Raw genomic sequence first — 18,144 nt, forward strand, 5'->3', positions numbered from 1 at the left:
TCTCACCCGGCGCGCGCCGGGCCGATCAGAGCACGGGGTCCGACCCCGCGACGGCGTCGCGGTGGGCGAGGATCTGGTTCACCTCGATCTGGTCGGTGAGCACCTCGGCCACGAGCCGCACGTTCGGGATGTCGGCCAGCACGAGCTTGCCGGTCACGCCGTCGGCGAGCGTCAGCGTGCCGATCCCCCACAGCCGCTGCAGCGGCCCGCGGCGCGTGGTGATCGCGTAGCCGCGGGCATGCGTCAGCTCGGTGCGGTGGTGGGCGAGCAGTCCGCGCGAGGCGATGACGCGGCGCGTGGTGATCGTGTAGCGGTGCGAGAGCCACACCAGCCAGGGCAGGATCACGCCCGCCAGCACGAGCACCGCCGCGGCGGCGGCGAGCATCCAGTTCTCGAACGGCGCGGGCAGGTTGCCCCAGAAGTAGCCGGTCGCGCCGGCGACGGCGATGAGCAGCAGGGCCGACCAGAACAGGCGATGCGCGGAGCCGCGGAACCGGGCGACCACGAGCTCCTCGGGCACCGGCACCCCGGGGGGAGGCGTCGCGGGGCGTCCGAGGTTGCTCATGATCCCAGTCTGCCGCCTGCGGGGGCCGCGCGCCGCGTAGCCTGGCGGCATGGCATGGGATCGGACGACGGCGGCGGGCGCGCGCGTGACCGAGGTCACCGCGACCGGATCGACCAACGCCGACCTCGTTGCGGCGGTCGCCGCCGGCCGCGTCGCCCACCTGGACGTGCTGCTCACGCGCGACCAGCGATCGGGGCGGGGCCGCCTCGATCGCACCTGGCAGGCGCCCGCCGGCGCCTCGCTCGCGGTGTCGGTCGCGCTGTGGGTCGACGAGGTGCCGCCGGCCGCGCGCGGCTGGATCCCGCTGCTGGCCGGCGCCGCGATGGCCCGGGCCGTGCGGGCGCAGTTGCCGGGGCGCGAGGTGGGCGCGAAGTGGCCCAACGACGTGCTCGTGGCCGGGCGCAAGATCTGCGGCATCCTCGCCGAGGGCACGGCCGATCCGGGCGCGGTCGTGGTCGGCGCGGGCGTGAACACGGCGATGACGGCCGAGCAGCTGCCCGTGCCGACGGCCACCTCGTTCGCCGTGGCCGGCGCCGCGTGCGACGACGACCGCCTGCTCGCTGACTACCTCGGCGCCCTGGACCGCACCCTCGGCGCCCTGGCGCGTGCCGGCGGCGACGCGATCGCCTCGGGCGCCCTCGACGCCGTCACGGGCGTGTGCGCCACGATCGGGCAGGACGTCGCCGTGTCGCTGCCCGACGGCCGCGTACTCCGCGGCACCGCCACCGCGATCGACGAGCAGGGCCGCCTCGTCGTGCGCGCGGCGGACGGGGATCACGCCGTCTCGGCGGGCGACGTCGTGCACGTGCGGCCCGCCTGACGGCGGCTGCCGGCGGTAGGACCTCGACACACGTTTTCGCGGACCATTGTGCATGCCCGCCAACGGCGCGGCGCGGCCCGCGAATAGGGTGGAACACGTGACGGAACCCGATCTCTCGACGACCGCCGGCAAGATCGCCGATCTGCGCGCCCGCTACGCGGAGGCCGTGACCGCCTCCGAGGAGAACGCGAAGACCAAGCAGCACGCCAAGGGCAAGATGACCGCGCGCGAGCGCATCGAGCTGCTCGTGGATCCCGGCAGCTTCGTCGAGTTCGACGAGTACGTGCGCCACCGCACGACCGCGTTCGGCATGGACAAGTCGCGCCCCTACGGCGACTCCGTCGTCACCGGCACGGGCACGATCCACGGCCGCAACGTGGCCGTGTACGCGCAGGACTTCTCGACCTTCGGCGGATCGCTCGGCGAGGCCGCGGGCGACAAGATCATCAAGATCATGGAGTTCGCCCTGCGCGGCGGCATGCCGATCATCGGCATCCTCGACTCCGGCGGCGCCCGCATCCAGGAGGGCGTGGTCGCGCTCGGCAAGTACGGCGAGATCTTCCGCCTCAACACCGCCGCCTCGGGCGTCATCCCGCAGATCTCCATCGTCATGGGCCCGGCCGCCGGCGGAGCGGTGTACTCCCCCGCGCTGACGGACTTCGTGATCATGGTCGACAAGACCAGCCAGATGTTCGTCACCGGCCCCGACGTGATCAAGACGGTCACGGGCGAGGACGTGGGCATGGAGGAGCTCGGCGGCGCCTACACGCACAACACGCGCTCGGGCGTGGCCCACTACCTCGCCGAGGACGAGGACGACGCGCTCGACTACGCGCGCACCCTGCTCGGCTTCCTGCCCGACAACAACATGGCCGACGCCCCGGCCTACGAGACGACGTTCGAGTTCGAGACCACCGACGCCGACCGCGCGCTCAACCGCGTGGTCCCGGACTCGCCGAACCAGCCCTACGACATCCACGAGGTCATCTCGAGCGTCGTCGACGGCGACTTCCTCGAGGTGCAGCCGCTGTTCGCCCCGAACATCGTCATCGGCTTCGGGCGCGTCGAGGGCCGCACGGTGGGCGTCATCGCGAACCAGCCGTCGCAGATGGCCGGCACCCTCAACATCGAGGCCGGCGAGAAGGCCGCGCGCTTCGTGCGGTTCTGCGACGCGTTCTCGATCCCGATCGTCACCCTCGTCGACGTGCCCGGCTACCTGCCCGGCACCGACCAGGAGTGGACGGGCGTCATCCGCCGCGGCGCGAAGCTGCTGTACGCGTACGCCGAGGCGACGGTGCCGCTCGTGACGGTGATCCTGCGCAAGGCCTACGGCGGCGCGTACATCGTCATGGGATCCAAGCAGCTCGGCGCCGACATCAACCTCGCGTGGCCGACCGCCGAGATCGCCGTGATGGGCGGCCAGGGCGCCGTCAACATCCTGTACCGCGGCGAGCTCAAGCGGGCCGAGGAGGCCGGCGAGGACATCTCGGCCGTCCGCACCCGGCTGGCGAACGAGTACCTCTACAACGTGGCCTCCCCCTTCCTGGCGGCCGAGCGCGGCGAGCTCGACGGCATCATCGAGCCCGCGCAGACGCGCGTGGCGATCGCGAAGGCGCTGCGCTCGCTGCGCAACAAGCGCGCGGAGCTGCCGCCCAAGAAGCACGGGAACATCCCGCTGTGATCGGCGGCGCGGCATGACCCTGGTGCGGGACGAGGACGACGCGCGCGAGCTGCCCCGGGTGGAGTTCGTGCGGGGCACGGCCGACGAGGACGATCTGGCCGCCCTCGCGGCGGTGCTGCCGATGGCGTACGTGCAGGAGGCCGACGAGGCCACCACCGACGACCCCGGCTTCGACGCCTGGACCGCCTCGCGCCGGCTGCGGCGGGTCCCTCCCGCCGGTGCACGCTGGGGCCGCTTCTCCGGGTAGATCTGGGGAGGTTGTGGGCAGTTGCGGGCAGCGGATGGGCAGACACGCCAGGCGGCGCGAAAACTGTCCCCCAAAAGTCCTACAGATTTCGCTCGCGCGGTTGTTGATACTGGTTGTGGAAACGCTATGCGTGGCCGGTGCGACGCCCCAGGGTAGACGTCGCAGACCGGCTTCTGTGGACGGTTTTCGGGTAACCGGTCCACTTCCTGGCCCGGGGCGGCACCGCCGCCCCGGGCCCTTCCTTTTGCCTCAGGGGCGCCGGGCGGACGCGTGGCGCGGGATCTCGTGCCACAGCTCCACGGCGTCCTCCTCGGACACCCCGGCGCCGGCCGCCTGCCGCCCCACCACGGTCACGGCCACGTCGGGGTCCGGCGAGGTGCGCACGATGATCCGCGCCGCCGTGGTGCCGCGCAGCGTGGCGGCGAGCTCCGAGCGCACCCGCTGCAGCGCGGCCTCGTCGAGGTCGTCGAGCGCGTTCTCGTCGAAGATCGTCAGCGTCGCCCCGCGCTCGCGCACGGCGCGGATCGCCAGGCGCACCTCGTCGTCGAGCAGCCGCGCGCCGCGCAGCTCGTCGCGCAGGGTGCCCTCGGCCAGGCGCGCCCTCAGCCGCTCGGTCTCGCTCAGCCGGCCGTTCGTCTCGATCACGCGCGTGAGCACCGGGCCGGCCACGATGAGGGCGAACTGCACGCGCTGTCGCCGCTCGAACCGGCGGGCCTCCTGGGCGGCCTGCCACGCGGACGACACCTGCTGCAGCCGGGCCAGGCGCGACGTGTCGCGGTAGGCGCGATCGGTGAACCACATCAGCAGCTGCGCGAGGCCCACCCACAGCACCGCGCCCACGAGGCCGCGCTGCAGCGCGAGGTCGAGGCCCATCACGGCGATTCCCTGTGCGGCGAGGACGACGATCCCGATCCAGGCGAGGAGCGGACGCCGCCGCACGCACATGATCGTCAGCAGCAGACCCGTGGCGCCGAACACCCCGGCGGCCGGGAGGTCGAGCACGCGCTCGGCGCCGCCGAGGAACGACAGGCTCGCGGCGGCGATGCTCAGCAGGAGCAGCAGGATCGCGATGCCGAGCGGGAGCTGGCCGGGCCGGTTCTGGCCCTCCTCGGACGCCTCGGGCTCCGCCGCGAGGAACATCGCGCCGATCACGGCGACGAGCCACACCCCCACCGCGGCGCCCTGGAGCACCGGCACGGGCGCCTCGATCGTCCAGATCACGCCCCGCAGCAGGAAGTAGGCGGTGAAGGCGAAGACGAGGCCGTAGATCAGCCGCCGGACGGTCACGGCTCCTCCTCGATCTGCTCGGCCCACGAGACGACGACCATCGTGCCGTGGGCGCCCGTGTGGATGTCGGCGCTGCCGCCGACCGCCGACATGCGGGCGATGATCGATCCGCGGATGCCGAGTCGGTCCGCCTCGATGGCGTCGAAGTCGAGCCCGGGGCCCTCGTCCTCCACCCACACCTCGATGGAGCGCGCGTCGGCCACGAGCCGCACCGCGAGCCCCTCGGCGTCGGCGTGCTGCACCGCGTTGGCGAGGGCCTGCGTGGCGGCCAGCGCGATGGCGCGGGCCGGGCGGCCGGGGAAGACGCGCGCGTCGGGCTCGATCCGGCGGTCGACCGTGAGCTCGATGCCGAGCTCGCCCGCCCGCGCCTCGAGCTCGCGCGCGATCTGCTCGGCCGAGACGTCGTCGTCGCTGCCCTGCGGGTCATCGGACTCGGCGTTGGCGAGGCGGTTGAGCGCCTCGCGGGCCATCGCCACGGCGAGCTCGCGCTCGCGGGGGGAACGGGCGCGCTCAGCGGCGATGAGGGCCGCCAGCACGCTGTCGTGCATGAGCGCCGCGATCTCCACGCGCTCGCTCTCGGAGGCCTCCGCGACACGGGCGGCGGTGTAGGTCTCCACCACCTGCGCGCGCGCCTCGTCGACGCCCGTCGCGATCCCCCGGTACATCCACGCCAGCACGAGCACGAGGATGCCGAGCAGCAGGGCGATCGAGACGTCGTAGACCGTCGACTCCCAGATCTCCAGCGACCAGCCGCCGCGGATGAGACGGATGTTCGCGTAAAGCCAGTGGACGGCCGCCACCACGGCGATCTGCCCGCGCAGCGGCAGCCCGACCACGGCCGCCGCGGCCGAGACAGTGAGCAGGTAGAACGGCGCCGGCTGCAGGTGGGGGTCGGGATCGGCCCGGTCGCTCAGCCCCCACACGAGCAGGATGACGGGGAAGCCCAGCGCGAACACCGTGGCGAACAGGCGGGCGCCGAACCCCGCCAGGCAGGCGACGACCATCAGCCCCAGCGACGCGAACAGCGCGATCGCGAGGAGGGGATCCATCGGCACGCCGTCGGCGGTGACGGCGACGATGAGGGCCTGCACCCCGAGCACCCCCGCGCCGACGCCCGTGAGCAGCTGCAGGATGCGCTCGAAGCGGGCGCGGGTGAAGCGTCCGGGCGTCTCGCGGGCCGACGCCTGGGGCATCCGCCGCCAGGCCTCCTCGACGATCTCGCCCCTAGACGCCACCGCGTTCCCCGGCCTGCGCGACGATGCCGTCCTCCATCGCCCGCTTGAGCAGGTCGACCTTGGTGGGCGCAGGGCGGCCGACCTCGGTGTACTTCACCCGCACGCGGGTGATGTTCTCCTTGGCGGTGGAGAAGGCGATGCCGAGCCGATCGGCCACGACCTTGAGCGGCAGGCCGGCGGCGTACAGGCGCAGCACCTCGCGCTCGCGGGTGGACAGCTGCGCGTCGGCGAAGGCGCGATCGCCCTCGACGGCGCTGGCCCACTCGACGTTGTTGAGGGGCTCGCCGCGCGCGGCCATGCCGACGGCGTCGATCACCTCGTCCAGCGGCGAGGACTTGCTCACCACGCCCACCGCGCCGGCCGCGAGCGCCTCGCGCACGGACGCCGGGCGATCGGCCACCGAGTGGATGATGACGGCGGACTCGGCCGCCAGGCGCACGACGTTCTCGGTGACGGTGGTGCCGTCGCCGAGCGTGAGATCGAGCAGGACGACGTCGGGCGAGGGCCAGCCCTCGCGATTGCGGGCGGCGATGTACTCGGCCACCGTCGCGCCGCTGAAGACCACCTCGGAGCCCGCGCGGCGGATCGCCGCCTCGAGTCCGAGACGCACCGATTCGTGATCGTCCACGAGGGCAACGCGGATCATCAGGCCAGCCTATCCGGTGGCCCGCGGCGCGCCGCGTCAGCGCGTGAGGATCGCCAGCGCCTCGACGTGGTGCGAGTGCGGGAACAGGTCGAACGCGTCGAGCGAGGCCAGCTCGTAGCCAAGCTCGCGGAACCAGCCCACGTCGCGCGCGAGGGCCACCGGATCGCAGGCGACATACGCCACGCGCGACGAGCCGAGGTCCGCGATGCTCTCGACGACGTCGCGTCCGGCGCCCGAACGGGGCGGATCGAGCAGCGTCACGCCGCGCGTGATCATCTCGCGGTCGACGAGGCTCGCCTGCGCGCGCAGGCGCGAGAGGAAGCGGTCCACGCGCATGTTGACGGCCTCGACGCCCAGATCGATGAGGTTGTCCTCGGCGTGCAGCGAGGCGCGCGGATCCGACTCCACCGTCGTCAGGCGCGCGGGACCGGCCAGCTCGCCGAGCGCCGCGCCGAAGAGGCCGACGCCGCCGTACAGGTCGAGGTGCCACGCGTCGCTCGACAGCTCGCCCAGCGCGTCGCGGACGGCGCGATCGAGGGTGGCCGCCGCGGCGCGGTGCACCTGCCAGAAGCCGCCCGCGTCCACGTGGAACTCCCGCTCGCCCACGAACTCCGCGACGATCTCCGGCTCCGGGCGCGGCGCGCGGCGATCCTTCTGCTCGGGGCGGCGGATGGTGCGCACCACGCCATCGCCGGGCAGCACGAGGTCGACGCGGCCGGGCTTCGCCTTGCGCAGGGCCAGGGCCACCTCCGCGACGCGCGGGGCCGCGAGCGGGTGCTCGCTCACCTCGATCACGCGGTGGGAGCGCGCGGCGTACGGCCCGATGCGCCCCTCGTCGTCGACGTGCAGGCTCAGCCGCGTGCGGTAGCCGGTGCCGTCCAGGGTCTGCGCCGCCCCCGGGTGATCGGAACCGAGCATGCCCTCGGGGCCGACGACGACGGGGTCGATCGCGAGTCCCGCGAATCGCTCGAACGCCTCGCGCAGCACGCGGGCCTTCAGCGCCCGCTGCGCAGGGAGGGCGATGTGGCCGAAGTCCGCGCCGCCGGGGCGATCGGCCGGGGCGATCCCCACGTCGGCCTGCGGCCACACGTGCGGTGCGCGCTCGGGGGCGGCCTCGAGCACCTCGACGGTGACGGCGCGCGCGAACGACTTCTTCACCTCGGTGATCTCGGCCCGCACACGCTCCCCCGGCAGCGTGTCGGAGACGAACACCACGCGGCCCGGGTTGTCGCCGTCCGCCCCGTGTCGCGCGACGAAGACGCCGCCATGGGCGACGCCCGTGATCTCCAGATCGACCAGCTCTCCCGATTCCATCCGACCATCGTCCCATCACGGCCTGTGCACATGCCCGGGCAGCCGTTTACCCGCGCTTCTCCTTGGTCACTTATCCTCGACGCCATGCGCCCCGCGGCCCACCCGATCCGCTGGATCCTCTCCCTCCTCGCCGCCGTGATCGCCGTCGTGCTCGCGGCGACGCTCGTCGTGCTCCAGCCGTGGGCACCGCAGCAGGAATCGGCGCCCGTGGCGGAGGCGGGGGCCGGCGTGGTGATCGAGTCCGCGCCGAGCCCGGAGGAGGCCTCCGACCTGCCGCGCGTGCTCGTCTTCGGCGACTCGTGGACGGTCGGCTCCGCCGCCACCGCGCCGAGCGGGGGCTACGCCTATCGCGTGGCCGACATCGCCGGGTGGGACACAATCGTCAACGGCGAGTCCGGCAGCGGCTACCTCAAGGAGGGCCGTGCGGGGAACACGTTCGGGGAGCGGATCGCGCGGCTCGACCCCGCACTCGACCCCGACGTCGTGATCATCCAGGGCTCGATCAACGACCGCCGCCAGGGCGCCGCCGGCTACCGCAAGGCGGTGCAGGCCGCCTGGGATGACCTCGCCGCCACGTACCCGGAGGCGACGATCGTCGTGCTCGGCCCGGCGCCGCAGGTGCTGCCGATCGAGGCGGCCACGCTGCGCATCGACCAGGACCTCGCCGAGCTCGCCGCCGCGCGCGAGTGGCCGTACGTCTCGCCCATCGCCGAGCACTGGATCACCGACGACAACTATCTCGAGGTGATCGACACCTCCGAGCGGGGCGCCGATCACCCGTCCGACGCCGGTCATCTCTACCTCGCGCAGCGGGTCGCCGAGGCCGTCGCGCCGCTCGTCGACCCGGTCACGGTGGTGGCGCTGGAGGAGGACCCCGAGCCGGTCGCCGGCCGCTGATCGGGCAGTTCTCCCCACGCCGACGGCTGTCGCACCGGGCGGCCGGATGAGAGGCTGAGGGCATGGCAACCATCTCGAAGCGGGCCGTGTTCGCGCTCGCCGCACTGACCATCGGCTCGTTCAGCCTCGCCGCCTGCTCGTCGAGCGCTCCCTCGGGCGAGGGCTCCGACTCCGGCGACTCGGGCTCCGGTTCTGCGCCCGCCGAGCCCGAGTCGTACACGGTGCTCAGCACCGACGAGCTCGGCGCCGTGCTGGAGGGCGCCGGCCTCACCCTCCTGCCGCAGGACCAGGTCGAGCAGGCCGCCGGCGCCGCCACCTCCGGCTACGACTCGGTCGAGCCGGCGGAGTGCGCTCCCCTCTTCGAGCAGACCTCGCTGCTCACCGACGGCGCCTCGGTGGCCATGGGCACGCAGGACGAGAGCATGGTCCTCGCCGGCGCGTTCAGCTACCCCGACTCGAGCACGATCGACTCGATGTTCGAGGTCTACTCGCCCGAGGCCATCGCCGCGTGCCCCGAGTACACCGCCACCCTCGACGGGCAGACCGCGACCGGCACCGTCGAGACCGTCGACGTGACCATCCCGGGTGCCGACTCGGTCATCGCCATCAACGAGTCCGCCAGCGTCTCGGGCATGGACGTCAGCACCTCGCGCGTGATCGCCTCGAAGGACGGCGTGCTCGTCAACGCCACCGCCATGAGCGGCGACGCCGACGCCGCCACCGCGCTCGTCACGGAGCTCGTCGCCGCGCTGCCGTAACCGCACCGCTGTGGATCGGGCCGCTCCGGGGAGGGGGCGGCCCGATTCTTTTTCGGGGCACCCGCTGATGGTTGCCCACAAAGGGTGAGGGCCCCCCAAGCCTCCACCGGCCCCTCCGGGCGTCGCATCCGCGACGCCCGGAGCCTCTGCCGTGGGGCACCCGCTGATGGTGGCCCACAAAGGGTGAGGGGCCCGCCGCATGCGCGGCAGGCCCCTCACCCTTTGGCGCCCCCAACAGGATTCGAACCTGCGACCTTTGGTACCGGAAACCAACGCTCTATCCCCTGAGCTATGGAGGCTCAATGAGGATATCAGCCGGGAGGGGCCGTTCCGTCCCGATAGCCTGGGCCGGTGAGCCAGAACGCCACCGCGATGCGCACCGAGGGCGTGCTGCGCGCGGGCGGGAACGTCATCGCCGATGCCGGCCGGCTCATCGCACGGCACGGGCCGGTGCTGCTGCTGCTCGCCCTGGTGGGCGTGATCTCGCGCCACTACCTGCTGCAGTGGGCCGTCCACGCGTCCCTCGTGTCGGGCGTGCTCGGGCGGCTCGTGATGTCGCTCGTCGTCTTCGCGCAGCTGCTCACGATCGTCGGGGCGCTGCTCGTCATGCGCGCCCGCGAGGAGAGCTCCCGGCCCGTCACCGGCCTGCTCATCGCCAGCGCCGCCGTGATCCTGCCGTTCCTCGTCATCTACGAGCACTACGGCTTCCTCTACGAGGACACCCTGACGATGGGCCTGGGCGTCGCCTACAGCGTCATCGACGGCGAGGGCGACGTCACGTCGCGGCTGGCGGGCAACACGACCTTCGACGTGCTCGTGACGGCCGCCGTCGCGTTCAGCATCGCGCGCGGGCTGACGGTGCTGATCCGTCGCCTGCGCCCCGAGCAGGAGCACTCGCGGGCCATGCTGCGGCTGATCGTGGGCTATGCCGAGGTCGTGTGGATCTTCCTCAGCGCCACGATCATCCGCGAGGGCACCCTCGGCTTCGGCGAGTGGTGGCACTCCCGACGGGTCGGCGCCGCCCTCGACCAGTGGTGGCAGGCCCTCGAGCTGCACGTGCCGGCCTTCGCCGCCGCCCTCGACGGGCTGTGGGCCGCAGTCCTCGCGCTCGTCGCTGCGGCGATCATCGGCTTCGTCGTGCCCCTGGCATGGCTCGCCCTCGGCACGCTCGTCTACGGCGCGCAGGCCCGCCCCCTCATCACCGCCGCGGGCATCAAGAAGCGCGCGTCCCGCGTGATCGGCCGGGTGCGGGAGGACTGGATCGAGCGTGCCCTGGACCTCGCCACCGATGCCGAGCGGCGCTTCGGTGGCGCCATCGGAGCGGTGATCCTCGTGCTGCGGGCGGGCTGGGCGCCCGTGCTGGTCTTCTGCCTCGCCTTCCTCGTCGCCGACCGTGCGGGCTGGATCCTCGCCGAGATCGTCCGGCCGCTGCTGGCCTGGCAGCCGACGGCGGTGTGGATCGCCTGGTACACGCCCATCGAGACGATCGGCGAGGTGCTGCAGCGCGTGCTCACCCTCGCCCTCGTGGCCTCGGCCGTCGACGCGCTGCTGCGCGGCCTGGGCGCCGCCCCCGCGCTGCGGCTGGCACCGCGGCCGGTCGGTCAGCCGCCGGCGAGCGGGAACCGATAGAACGCGGGCGAGAAGCCCCAGCCCACCGAGTCCACGAGCTCCACGCGCACCGGCTCGGCATCGTCCGGGAGCACGAAGAGCACGCCGAGGCGCGGATCGTCCTGCAGGCCGCAGTCGAGGGTCGAGAAGTTCAGGTCCGGCAGGCCCACCGCGTCGGGGTCGATCGGCGTGAACGTGCGCCCCTCGCCGTCGACGACGCGCGGCGTGCACGAGTCCAGCTCGTCCATCGTCGACTCGACCTCGATCTCGAGCCGCCACGCCGTGTAGCCGTCGGGCGCGAACCAGGTCTCGCCGTCGTCGGTCGTCACCGAGGGCTCCGGGGCGAACGCGGCCAGCCGCACCGACGACTCCCCGATCGTGGCCCACCCGTCGGCATCGGGCTCCACGGCCACGCGCGGCTCCGTCTCGAGGTACCCGCGGCGCGCGTCGTCGGCGACGATCCACGCGGTCACCCCGATCGCCGCGGCGAGCGCGACGCCGGTGAGCGCGACCGACAGCGAGCGCCTCACGACCCCTCCCCCAGCTCGGGCTCCGGAAGCGTGAGCCGTCCGGATCCGCCCTCGATCGGCACGCGGATCGCCGTCTCTTGCGGGTAGCGGCCCACGGTCAGGATGATCGTCGCCGTGGTGAGCTCGATGTCCTCCGCCACCTCGAACACGACGGCGCTGCGCACGGCCATGCCCGGCTGGGCCTCGGGCAGGCTCCACTCCACGCGATCGGTGGCCTCGAAGCGGCGCCCGTCGGCGTCCTCGAGCCACCACCGGCCGTCGTCGATCGGTCCGACGACCCCCTCCAGCGTCGCCTCGACGAGGACCCAGCGACCGCGCGTGTCGAGCACCTCGCCCCAGGAGTCCTCGATCTGCGCGCCGGCCGTCGCGGTGTGGATGGTGACCGCGCCCTGCCCGATCGGGACCGCGTGGCCGGCCGCGCCGGGCACGACGACGGGGCGATCGATCGGCAGGTCGGTGTCGATCCGGTCGCCCAGCAGCCCACCCGCGATCACGAGGACCACGAGGGCGGCGACGGTGAGAACCCGCTTCATCCCCCACCACCTCGCAGCACCTCGGGCAGCTCGTCCGTGTAGGGGATCGTCATGGTCGCCACCGGCTCGGCCCCGCCCCAGTGCCAGGCATTGGACGACGGGCTGAAGATCCACAGCGTCTCGATCGCCTCGACGGGCAGCCCGTCGCGGGGCGCGTCGTCCGGGTCGGCGAGCGGCCAGAGGTAGGCGACCTCCAGGGGCAGGTCGGGGTGCAGCTGGTACGTGCGCCGCCCGTCGTCCAGGTCGATGAGGTGGGTCGCGTCGGGGCTGAGGTCGTCGTCCTCGGGGATCGCGATGCCGGCGGGGAGCTCGACGAGCTCGCGCGGGTAGACGATCGTCTCGTCGTCGGTGGAGACGATGCTCGCGCGCACGACCAGCCAGGCGGCGGCCCCGTCGGGCAGGTACTGGCCCTCCTCGGTCGTCACGGTGTAGTCGTGGATCGTCGCGATCACCTGGCCGTGGTCGTGGGCCTCGCCGGCCTGCCACACCGGGCGCACGCGTCCCTCCGCGTCGGCGAAGCCGCCGAGCGCCCAGGTGGCCAGCAGCACCACCGCGATCGAGCCGCCGGCGATCCACGCCCAGCGCGGCACCCGCCTCAGCACGGCCCGCGCGCGCACGACGGCGTCGCGCACCCGAGTCGCCGTCCCCACCGCCACGCGCCCAGCCTACGGAACACGCGCACCTCTTCCCACGATGCCGCGCGCGGCGATACTCTCGCCCCGTCCGGGTGCTCACCAGATCCGGGCCGATCACGGTGTTCCGGTCACGGTCACTCACCGGTGGTACGCAACACAGGCACTCAGGCCCCGCCCGGGTGCCCGCCCCGACGCTAGGGTCGCATCGAGACGAAATTCCATTCGCCTGCATACATCTAGACCGAGGAGTGGTCATGAGCACCGAGGGCACCGCAACACGGGGACTGCGGCCCGACACCATCTCGATCCTGTGGAAGTTCGGGGTGATGCTCGTCGTCGCGATTGCGATCGCACTCATCCCGACGCCGGAGGGCGTGGACGAGCGCGGCATGCTGATGCTCGGCATCTTCGTCGCGACGATCATCGGGCTGATCCTGCAGCCGCTGCCGACGCCGTCGGTCTCGCTCATCGGCCTCGCCGCCGCCATGGTCACGGGCGCGATGGGCATGTCGGCCGTCCGCGTCGAGACCGTCGGCGGCGGCACCGCGAGCCTGCCCATCGAGGCGCTCGGCGGGTTCGCGAACACCACCGTGCTGCTCATCGTGGCGGCGTTCTTCATCTCCGACGGGTTCCTGCTCACCGGGCTCGGGCGCCGCATCGCGCTGCTGTTCATCCGGGTGCTGGGCAAGACGCCGCTCGGCATCGCGTACGGCATGGCCGCCACCGATTTGGCCCTGAGCCCGGCGACCCCCTCCAACACCGCGCGCGCCGGCGGGGTGGTCTACCCGATCATCCGATCGATCGCCGAGGTGCAGGGATCCACGCCCGACAGCGACGAGTCGCGCAAGAAGGTCGGCGCCTACCTCACCTTCACCGCCGCGATCGTGAACACGATCACGAGCGCCATGTTCATCACCGCCATGGCGGGCAACCCGCAGGCGGTCGCGCAGGCGGCCGACCTCGGCGTCGACATCACGTGGGGCGGGTGGGCCGCCGCGGCGATCGTGCCGGGCATCCTCAGCCTCATCGCGGTGCCGTGGGTGATGTCGAAGATCTACGGTCCGACGACCAAGACCACGCCCGAGGCGCCGGCCATGGCCCGCGAGGAGCTCGCGCGCATGGGCGGCCTGAGCTTCGGCGAGATCGTCATGATCTTCACCTTCGTCCTGCTGCTCGTGCTGTGGGTCTTCGGATCGAGCATCTCGTCGGCCGTCAACGGCGCGCTCGGCACCAACCTGCAGCTCGACGCCACCACCGCCGCCTTCATCGGCATCGCCGTGATGCTCGTCACCCGGGTGCTCACCTGGAAGGACATGGCCAAGAACGCCTCGGCGTGGAACACCTTCATCTTCTTCGCCGTGCTCGTCGGCATGGCCGAGCACCTGAACCGGCTGGGCGTCATCCAGTGGATCGGCGACTTCGTCAGCGGCCTCGTCGGCGGCATGCCCTGGGTGTTCGCGTTCGCGATCCTCACGCTCGTGTACTTCTACGCGCACTACCTGTTCGCCTCCAACACCGCCCAGATCGTGGCGATGTACGGCGTCTTCCTCGGCGCGGCCATCGCCGCCGGCGCTCCCCCGATGTTCGCCGCGCTGGTGTTCGGCTTCATCGGCAACCTGTTCGGCGCGCTGTCGCACTATGCCTCCGGCCCGTCGGGCGTGATCTACGGCTCCGGCTACATCAAGGTGGGCGAGTGGTTCCGCACCGCGTTCGTGATGTCGGTGGTCGTCATCCTCATCTGGACGATCGCGGGCGGCGCCTGGATGTTCGTGCTCGGCCTGTGGGACGGCGCGGCCCCGCCGTTCGGCTGATCCGCCTCGACGACGCGCCCGGGTCCACGGCCCGGGCGCGTCGCTGTGCACCGCCTGGGCAGCCGCCCGCGACGCCGTTGCTACCGTGGAGTCGGGGCCCGCAGCGGGCCCGCGGACGAGGGAGCTGTACCCGCACCACGACAAGACGGCCGGAAACGGATGCGTCATGGCGTGGGTGATCCTGATCCTCTCGGGCATGCTGGAGGCCGTATGGGCCTCGGCGCTCGCCGCCTCGAAGGGCTTCCGCAGGCGGCGGCCCACCGTGCTCTTCGCCGTCTCGCTCGCGGGTAGCATGGCCGGCCTCGCGTGGGCGATGACGTCGCTGCCCACCGGCACCGCGTACGCCGTGTGGGTGGGCGTCGGCGCGATCCTGACCGTGGTGTGGGCGATCGTGACGCGCAAGGAACGGGCGAGCATCGCCCGCATCGCGCTGCTCGTGCTGCTGGTGGCCTCGATCGTCGGCCTCAAGGCGGTGAGCTGAGATGCCGTGGGTCGTGCTGCTGCTCAGCGCGGTGTGCGAGGCGGTGTGGGCCACCGCCCTCGGGCTGTCGCAGGGGCTCTCGCTGCCCGGTCCGACGGCGGTGTTCGCCGTCGGGCTCGCGGCGAGCATGCTGGGCCTCGGCTACGCGGCCACGCGGATCCCGATCGGCACCGCCTACCCCGTCTGGGTGGGCGTGGGTGCCGCCCTCACCGTGGCGTACGCGATGGCGACCGGCGCCGAGAGCGCGTCGCCGGCGAAGATCCTTTTCCTGCTCGGCATCGTCGGCGCGGTCGTGGGGCTGAAGCTCCTGCCGCAGGAGCCGGCCGATGCCGTCAGCCCGCGGCGGCCCGGAACGTGAGCGCGTTCCACACCCCGGGTCGCTCGAGCGCGGCGTAGCGCACGTCGGCGGCGCCGGGCCGGATCGAGGCCACGCAGGCCAGGAGCGACAGGGTCGGGTAGCCGTGCGGACGGTTGTCGCGGATGATCGCGCGATCGTCGCCCGGGTCGAGCCGACCCGATTCGGCCAGCACGTCGATCCAGTCGGCCCACCACGGGTCGGCGTCGGTCGACGCCGCGGCGAACGCCTCGCGCCAGGCCGCGATGCGGGCGGTCTGCGGATCATCCGGCTCGTCGTGGGCGATCATGTGCGTGCCCGGCTCGAGCACGCGCCGCTGCAGGCGCTCGCCGTCCCAGGTCGTCACCGCCACCTCGGCGCCGTCGGACTCGACGAGGTGGAAGCCGAGGGTGCGGGGCCGGTCCGGGCCGCGGCCCTCGACGGCCTCGAGCGCGATGGCGCCGCGCGACTCGATGCGCTCCCCGGCGGGCTCCCCCGCGCGGTTGACGATCACCGCGATGCGGCCGTCGGCCGGCCGCGCGGCCAGCCAGGCCCCGCCCGCGAGTCGGTCGCGCACCCCGATCGTGCCGGGCCGGTCCGGCCACCACGCGCCGAGCGGATCCCACGCCCGGGCGGGGTCCTCGTCGCGGACGGCGAGCAGGCGGACGGGTTCGCCCGCGCCCTCGGGGACGCGGATCACGACGGTGCACACGCCCTCCAGCCTAGGAGCGCGGCACGGGTGCGTCGTGCGTGCGCCCGCCGGATGCGAGAGGGTGGAGGCATGGTCACTTCGCCTTCTCCCCGGCGCATCGTCGTCGGCGTGACGGGCGGCATCGCCGCCTACAAGACCGTGCAGCTCGTGCGCCTGCTGGTGACCGACGGGCACGACGTGCACGTGGTGCCCACCGAGAACGCGCTGCGCTTCGTCGGCGCACCCACGTGGGAGGCGATCAGCCGCAACCCCGTGACGACGTCGGTGCACGACGACGTTCCGCGCGTGCGGCACGTGGCGCTCGGCCAGGCGGCGGACCTCGTGGTGATCGCGCCGGCGACCGCCCACACGCTCGCCAAGATGGCCGCGGGCCTGGCCGACGACCTGCTCGGCACCACGCTGCTGGCCACGACCGCGCCCGTCGTGGTCGCGCCGGCGATGCACACCGAGATGTGGCGGCATCCGGCGACGCAGGCCAACGTCGCGACGCTGCGCGAGCGCGGCGTGCGCGTCGTCGGGCCCGACAGCGGCCGGCTCACGGGCGACGACTCCGGACCCGGCCGCATGTCGGAGCCCGAGCACATCCACGCGGAGGTGTCGGCGCTGCTGCGGGGCGAGGCCGCCGCGGAGCAGGATCGCGCCTCCGCAGGATCCGATCGCGGATCGCACCCCGCGCCGGCGCCGGACTCCGCCGATCTCGCGGGCCTGCGGATCGTCGTCTCGGCCGGCGGCACGCGCGAGCCGATCGACCCCGTGCGGTTCCTCGGCAACCGCTCGAGCGGTCGGCAGGGCGTCGCGATCGCGCGGGCCGCCGCCGATCGCGGTGCCGAGGTGGTGCTCGTGGCCGCCCACGTCGACGACGCCGTGCTCGCCGAGGCGCCGGCGATCGACGTGCGCCGCGCCGGCACGGCGGCGGAGCTGGGCGCGGCGATGCGCGACGCCGCCGCGGGCGCCGACGTCGTGATCATGGCGGCGGCCGTGGCCGACTACCGGGTGGCCGAGGTCGCCGACGTGAAGCTCACCAAGGAGTCGTCGCCCGGCGGGCTCGAGCTGCGCCTCGTGGAGAACGACGACATCCTCGCCGGGCTGGCGGCCTCCCGCGCGCCGGGCCAGACGATCGTCGGCTTCGCGGCCGAGACGGTCTCGAGCGACGACGAGCTCGTCGAGCGCGCCCGGCGCAAGCGCGAGCGCAAGGGCGTCGACCTGCTCGCGGCGAACGCCGTGGGATGGGACTCCGGCTTCGAGTCGCACGAGAACGCGGTGGTCGTGGTCGACGCGCGCGGCGAGGTCGTGGCGCGGGCCGACGGCACCAAGCGCGAGGTCGCGAACGCGCTCCTCGACGCGGTCGTGCGCGACCACCGCGAGCGACTCAGGCCTGGCGCGACACCATCTCGGTGATCCAGATCGGCGCGTACGGCGACGTGCAGTTCGGGGGCGTCGGGTAGTCCTTGAGCACCTCGAGCCGCTCGCCGATGTCGAGGGCGCGGGCCCGCTGATCCGGGTGCGCGATGCCGATGTACGCGAGCGCGGAGTTCATCTCCCACTGCAGCGGCGCCGGCGCGTCCTTCATCTCGGCCTCGATGGTGTCGAGCAGCGCCGGCAGATCGAGCCCCTCGGGGTCCTTCTGTGCGCGGAATCCGGTGAGCGCCCAGCCCGCGGCCGCGACGTACGGATCGGCGTCGTCGAGCCAGCGCAGCCGCAGCTCCTCGAGGTGTGGGCTCTTCTTGGCGATGTAGTTCGTCAGCCAGTCCCGCACCTTGGGGGCGCGCGCCTCGCGCAGCATCGCGTCGATCTCGTCGGCGGAGTACTGCTTCGGGCGCGAGATCAGCAGCGCCAGCAGCCGCGCGGGGGTGACGTCGGTCGCCCACAGCGCGCGGGCGAGCTCGGGATCGGTCTTCAGGCGCTTGGCGACGGCCCGCAGCTTCGAGAGGTTGACGCCGTGGTCGTCGCCGTGTCGCTCGTTGATCTCGCGCATGCGGGGATCCTCGAGCGTCTCGAGCTCGGCGAGCAGCGCGGCCACGGTCTCGGTCATGCGAGCAAGGTTACGCGC

20 protein-coding genes, 1 tRNA gene and 1 riboswitch are annotated in these 18,144 nt (G+C 73.0%); of the genes, 10 read left to right on the forward strand and 11 right to left on the reverse strand.

The genetic code is table 11. The annotated features are described in order from the left end of the window. Nucleotides 1-25: 25 nt before the first annotated feature. Nucleotides 26-565, reverse strand: coding sequence for a PH domain-containing protein (locus E3O41_RS10350; protein ID WP_067027848.1), 540 nt, complete (start codon nt 563-565; stop codon nt 26-28). A gap of 49 nt (nt 566-614) precedes the next feature. On the opposite strand from E3O41_RS10350, the gene E3O41_RS10355 reads away from it, so the two are divergent. From E3O41_RS10355 to E3O41_RS10365, 3 genes are read left to right on the forward strand one after another with little or no spacing between them, the layout of a single operon-like run. After that, nucleotides 615-1,385 (forward strand): biotin--[acetyl-CoA-carboxylase] ligase, encoded by a 771-nt coding sequence (locus E3O41_RS10355; RefSeq protein WP_067027846.1) that lies wholly within the window; start codon nt 615-617, stop codon nt 1,383-1,385. Nucleotides 1,386-1,437: 52 nt separating this feature from the next. Further along, nucleotides 1,438-3,066 carry an acyl-CoA carboxylase subunit beta gene (locus E3O41_RS10360; protein WP_135012357.1) on the forward strand — a complete coding sequence of 543 codons (1,629 nt, stop codon included), beginning with the start codon at nt 1,438-1,440 and terminating at the stop codon, nt 3,064-3,066. Between the two features lie 13 nt (nt 3,067-3,079). Then, on the forward strand, nt 3,080-3,313 hold the full coding sequence (locus E3O41_RS10365; protein WP_067027839.1) for an acyl-CoA carboxylase epsilon subunit: 234 nt from the start codon (nt 3,080-3,082) through the stop codon (nt 3,311-3,313). 249 nt (nt 3,314-3,562) lie between these two features. Here the strand turns inward: E3O41_RS10365 and E3O41_RS10370 are convergent, their stop codons facing one another. From E3O41_RS10370 to E3O41_RS10385, 4 genes are read right to left on the reverse strand one after another with little or no spacing between them, the layout of a single operon-like run. Continuing rightward, nucleotides 3,563-4,600, reverse strand: coding sequence for a hypothetical protein (locus E3O41_RS10370; RefSeq protein WP_067027837.1), 1,038 nt, complete (start codon nt 4,598-4,600; stop codon nt 3,563-3,565). Then, the gene (locus tag E3O41_RS10375) at nt 4,597-5,835 is read right to left on the reverse strand and encodes a sensor histidine kinase (RefSeq protein ID WP_135012359.1); all 1,239 of its coding nucleotides are present in this window, start codon (nt 5,833-5,835) and stop codon (nt 4,597-4,599) included. Before E3O41_RS10375 ends, E3O41_RS10370 begins: the two co-directional genes overlap by 4 nt. After that, nucleotides 5,825-6,481, reverse strand: coding sequence for a response regulator transcription factor (locus E3O41_RS10380; protein WP_067027833.1), 657 nt, complete (start codon nt 6,479-6,481; stop codon nt 5,825-5,827). Before E3O41_RS10380 ends, E3O41_RS10375 begins: the two co-directional genes overlap by 11 nt. Before the next feature lie 36 nt (nt 6,482-6,517). Next, the gene (locus tag E3O41_RS10385; RefSeq protein ID WP_067027831.1) at nt 6,518-7,795 is read right to left on the reverse strand and encodes a class I SAM-dependent RNA methyltransferase; all 1,278 of its coding nucleotides are present in this window, start codon (nt 7,793-7,795) and stop codon (nt 6,518-6,520) included. An 84-nt stretch (nt 7,796-7,879) separates the two neighbouring features. Between E3O41_RS10385 and E3O41_RS10390 the strand changes: the two genes are divergently transcribed. Both E3O41_RS10390 and E3O41_RS10395 read left to right on the forward strand, forming a co-directional pair. Continuing rightward, nucleotides 7,880-8,692: an SGNH/GDSL hydrolase family protein gene (locus E3O41_RS10390; protein ID WP_170180897.1), complete on the forward strand. Its 813-nt coding sequence runs from the start codon at nt 7,880-7,882 to the stop codon at nt 8,690-8,692. Nucleotides 8,693-8,754: 62 nt separating this feature from the next. Continuing rightward, nucleotides 8,755-9,450, forward strand: coding sequence for a hypothetical protein (locus E3O41_RS10395; RefSeq protein ID WP_067027829.1), 696 nt, complete (start codon nt 8,755-8,757; stop codon nt 9,448-9,450). 223 nt (nt 9,451-9,673) lie between these two features. Here E3O41_RS10395 and E3O41_RS10400 read toward each other — a convergent pair. Then, nucleotides 9,674-9,749, reverse strand: a tRNA-Arg gene (locus E3O41_RS10400). A gap of 52 nt (nt 9,750-9,801) precedes the next feature. Between E3O41_RS10400 and E3O41_RS10405 the strand changes: the two genes are divergently transcribed. Beyond that, entirely contained in the window at nt 9,802-11,079 is a 1,278-nt protein-coding gene (locus tag E3O41_RS10405) for a hypothetical protein (protein ID WP_067027827.1), read from the forward strand. On the opposite strand, the gene E3O41_RS10410 is transcribed toward E3O41_RS10405, so the two are convergent. Genes E3O41_RS10410 through E3O41_RS10420 form a run of 3 tightly spaced genes read right to left on the reverse strand, consistent with a single transcriptional unit; the run spans nt 11,052 to nt 12,777 of the window. Continuing rightward, nucleotides 11,052-11,588 carry a hypothetical protein gene (locus E3O41_RS10410; protein ID WP_135012361.1) on the reverse strand — a complete coding sequence of 179 codons (537 nt, stop codon included), beginning with the start codon at nt 11,586-11,588 and terminating at the stop codon, nt 11,052-11,054. The genes E3O41_RS10405 and E3O41_RS10410 overlap by 28 nt on opposite strands. Next, nucleotides 11,585-12,121, reverse strand: coding sequence for a hypothetical protein (locus E3O41_RS10415; protein WP_067027819.1), 537 nt, complete (start codon nt 12,119-12,121; stop codon nt 11,585-11,587). Before E3O41_RS10415 ends, E3O41_RS10410 begins: the two co-directional genes overlap by 4 nt. Then, nucleotides 12,118-12,777 (reverse strand): hypothetical protein, encoded by a 660-nt coding sequence (locus tag E3O41_RS10420; RefSeq protein WP_067027817.1) that lies wholly within the window; start codon nt 12,775-12,777, stop codon nt 12,118-12,120. Before E3O41_RS10420 ends, E3O41_RS10415 begins: the two co-directional genes overlap by 4 nt. A gap of 233 nt (nt 12,778-13,010) precedes the next feature. On the opposite strand from E3O41_RS10420, the gene E3O41_RS10425 reads away from it, so the two are divergent. From E3O41_RS10425 to E3O41_RS10435, 3 genes are all read left to right on the forward strand, one after another. Further along, nucleotides 13,011-14,567, forward strand: a complete 1,557-nt coding sequence (locus E3O41_RS10425) for a DASS family sodium-coupled anion symporter (RefSeq protein ID WP_135012363.1) — start codon at nt 13,011-13,013, stop codon at nt 14,565-14,567. Between the two features lie 91 nt (nt 14,568-14,658). Beyond that, nucleotides 14,659-14,721: riboswitch (guanidine-III (ykkC-III) riboswitch) on the forward strand. Nucleotides 14,722-14,733: 12 nt separating this feature from the next. Beyond that, entirely contained in the window at nt 14,734-15,048 is a 315-nt protein-coding gene (locus E3O41_RS10430) for a DMT family transporter (protein ID WP_067027813.1), read from the forward strand. A 1-nt stretch (nt 15,049) separates the two neighbouring features. Then, entirely contained in the window at nt 15,050-15,406 is a 357-nt protein-coding gene (locus tag E3O41_RS10435; RefSeq protein WP_067027811.1) for a DMT family transporter, read from the forward strand. On the opposite strand, the gene E3O41_RS10440 is transcribed toward E3O41_RS10435, so the two are convergent. Next, nucleotides 15,381-16,094, reverse strand: coding sequence for an NRDE family protein (locus E3O41_RS10440; RefSeq protein WP_067027809.1), 714 nt, complete (start codon nt 16,092-16,094; stop codon nt 15,381-15,383). The two genes, E3O41_RS10435 and E3O41_RS10440, sit on opposite strands and share 26 nt — an antisense overlap. A 69-nt stretch (nt 16,095-16,163) precedes the next feature. On the opposite strand from E3O41_RS10440, the gene E3O41_RS10445 reads away from it, so the two are divergent. Beyond that, nucleotides 16,164-17,492 carry a bifunctional phosphopantothenoylcysteine decarboxylase/phosphopantothenate synthase gene (locus tag E3O41_RS10445; RefSeq protein WP_067027807.1) on the forward strand — a complete coding sequence of 443 codons (1,329 nt, stop codon included), beginning with the start codon at nt 16,164-16,166 and terminating at the stop codon, nt 17,490-17,492. Here the strand turns inward: E3O41_RS10445 and E3O41_RS10450 are convergent. After that, complete coding sequence (locus tag E3O41_RS10450; RefSeq protein WP_067027805.1) at nt 17,464-18,126, reverse strand: DNA alkylation repair protein; 663 nt, start codon at nt 18,124-18,126, stop codon at nt 17,464-17,466. The genes E3O41_RS10445 and E3O41_RS10450 overlap by 29 nt on opposite strands. Nucleotides 18,127-18,144: the final 18 nt, after the last annotated feature.

Origin of the sequence: Microbacterium sediminis (assembly GCF_004564075.1) — a bacterium.
In the GTDB taxonomy this organism is placed as follows: domain Bacteria; phylum Actinomycetota; class Actinomycetes; order Actinomycetales; family Microbacteriaceae; genus Microbacterium; species Microbacterium sediminis.

Coding starts and splice junctions, on each gene's coding strand:
- E3O41_RS10395 (WP_067027829.1), top strand. CDS start 8,755: ATGGCAACCATCTCGAAGCGGGCCGTGTTCGCGCTCGCCGCACTGACC.
- E3O41_RS10435 (WP_067027811.1), top strand. CDS start 15,050: ATGCCGTGGGTCGTGCTGCTGCTCAGCGCGGTGTGCGAGGCGGTGTGG.
- E3O41_RS10355 (WP_067027846.1), top strand. CDS start 615: ATGGCATGGGATCGGACGACGGCGGCGGGCGCGCGCGTGACCGAGGTC.
- E3O41_RS10360 (WP_135012357.1), top strand. CDS start 1,438: ATGCCCGCCAACGGCGCGGCGCGGCCCGCGAATAGGGTGGAACACGTG.
- E3O41_RS10365 (WP_067027839.1), top strand. CDS start 3,080: ATGACCCTGGTGCGGGACGAGGACGACGCGCGCGAGCTGCCCCGGGTG.
- E3O41_RS10380 (WP_067027833.1), bottom strand. CDS start 6,481: ATGATCCGCGTTGCCCTCGTGGACGATCACGAATCGGTGCGTCTCGGA.
- E3O41_RS10390 (WP_170180897.1), top strand. CDS start 7,880: ATGCGCCCCGCGGCCCACCCGATCCGCTGGATCCTCTCCCTCCTCGCC.
- E3O41_RS10425 (WP_135012363.1), top strand. CDS start 13,011: ATGAGCACCGAGGGCACCGCAACACGGGGACTGCGGCCCGACACCATC.
- E3O41_RS10385 (WP_067027831.1), bottom strand. CDS start 7,795: ATGGAATCGGGAGAGCTGGTCGATCTGGAGATCACGGGCGTCGCCCAT.
- E3O41_RS10445 (WP_067027807.1), top strand. CDS start 16,164: ATGGTCACTTCGCCTTCTCCCCGGCGCATCGTCGTCGGCGTGACGGGC.
- E3O41_RS10350 (WP_067027848.1), bottom strand. CDS start 565: ATGAGCAACCTCGGACGCCCCGCGACGCCTCCCCCCGGGGTGCCGGTG.
- E3O41_RS10415 (WP_067027819.1), bottom strand. CDS start 12,121: ATGAAGCGGGTTCTCACCGTCGCCGCCCTCGTGGTCCTCGTGATCGCG.
- E3O41_RS10430 (WP_067027813.1), top strand. CDS start 14,734: ATGGCGTGGGTGATCCTGATCCTCTCGGGCATGCTGGAGGCCGTATGG.
- E3O41_RS10450 (WP_067027805.1), bottom strand. CDS start 18,126: ATGACCGAGACCGTGGCCGCGCTGCTCGCCGAGCTCGAGACGCTCGAG.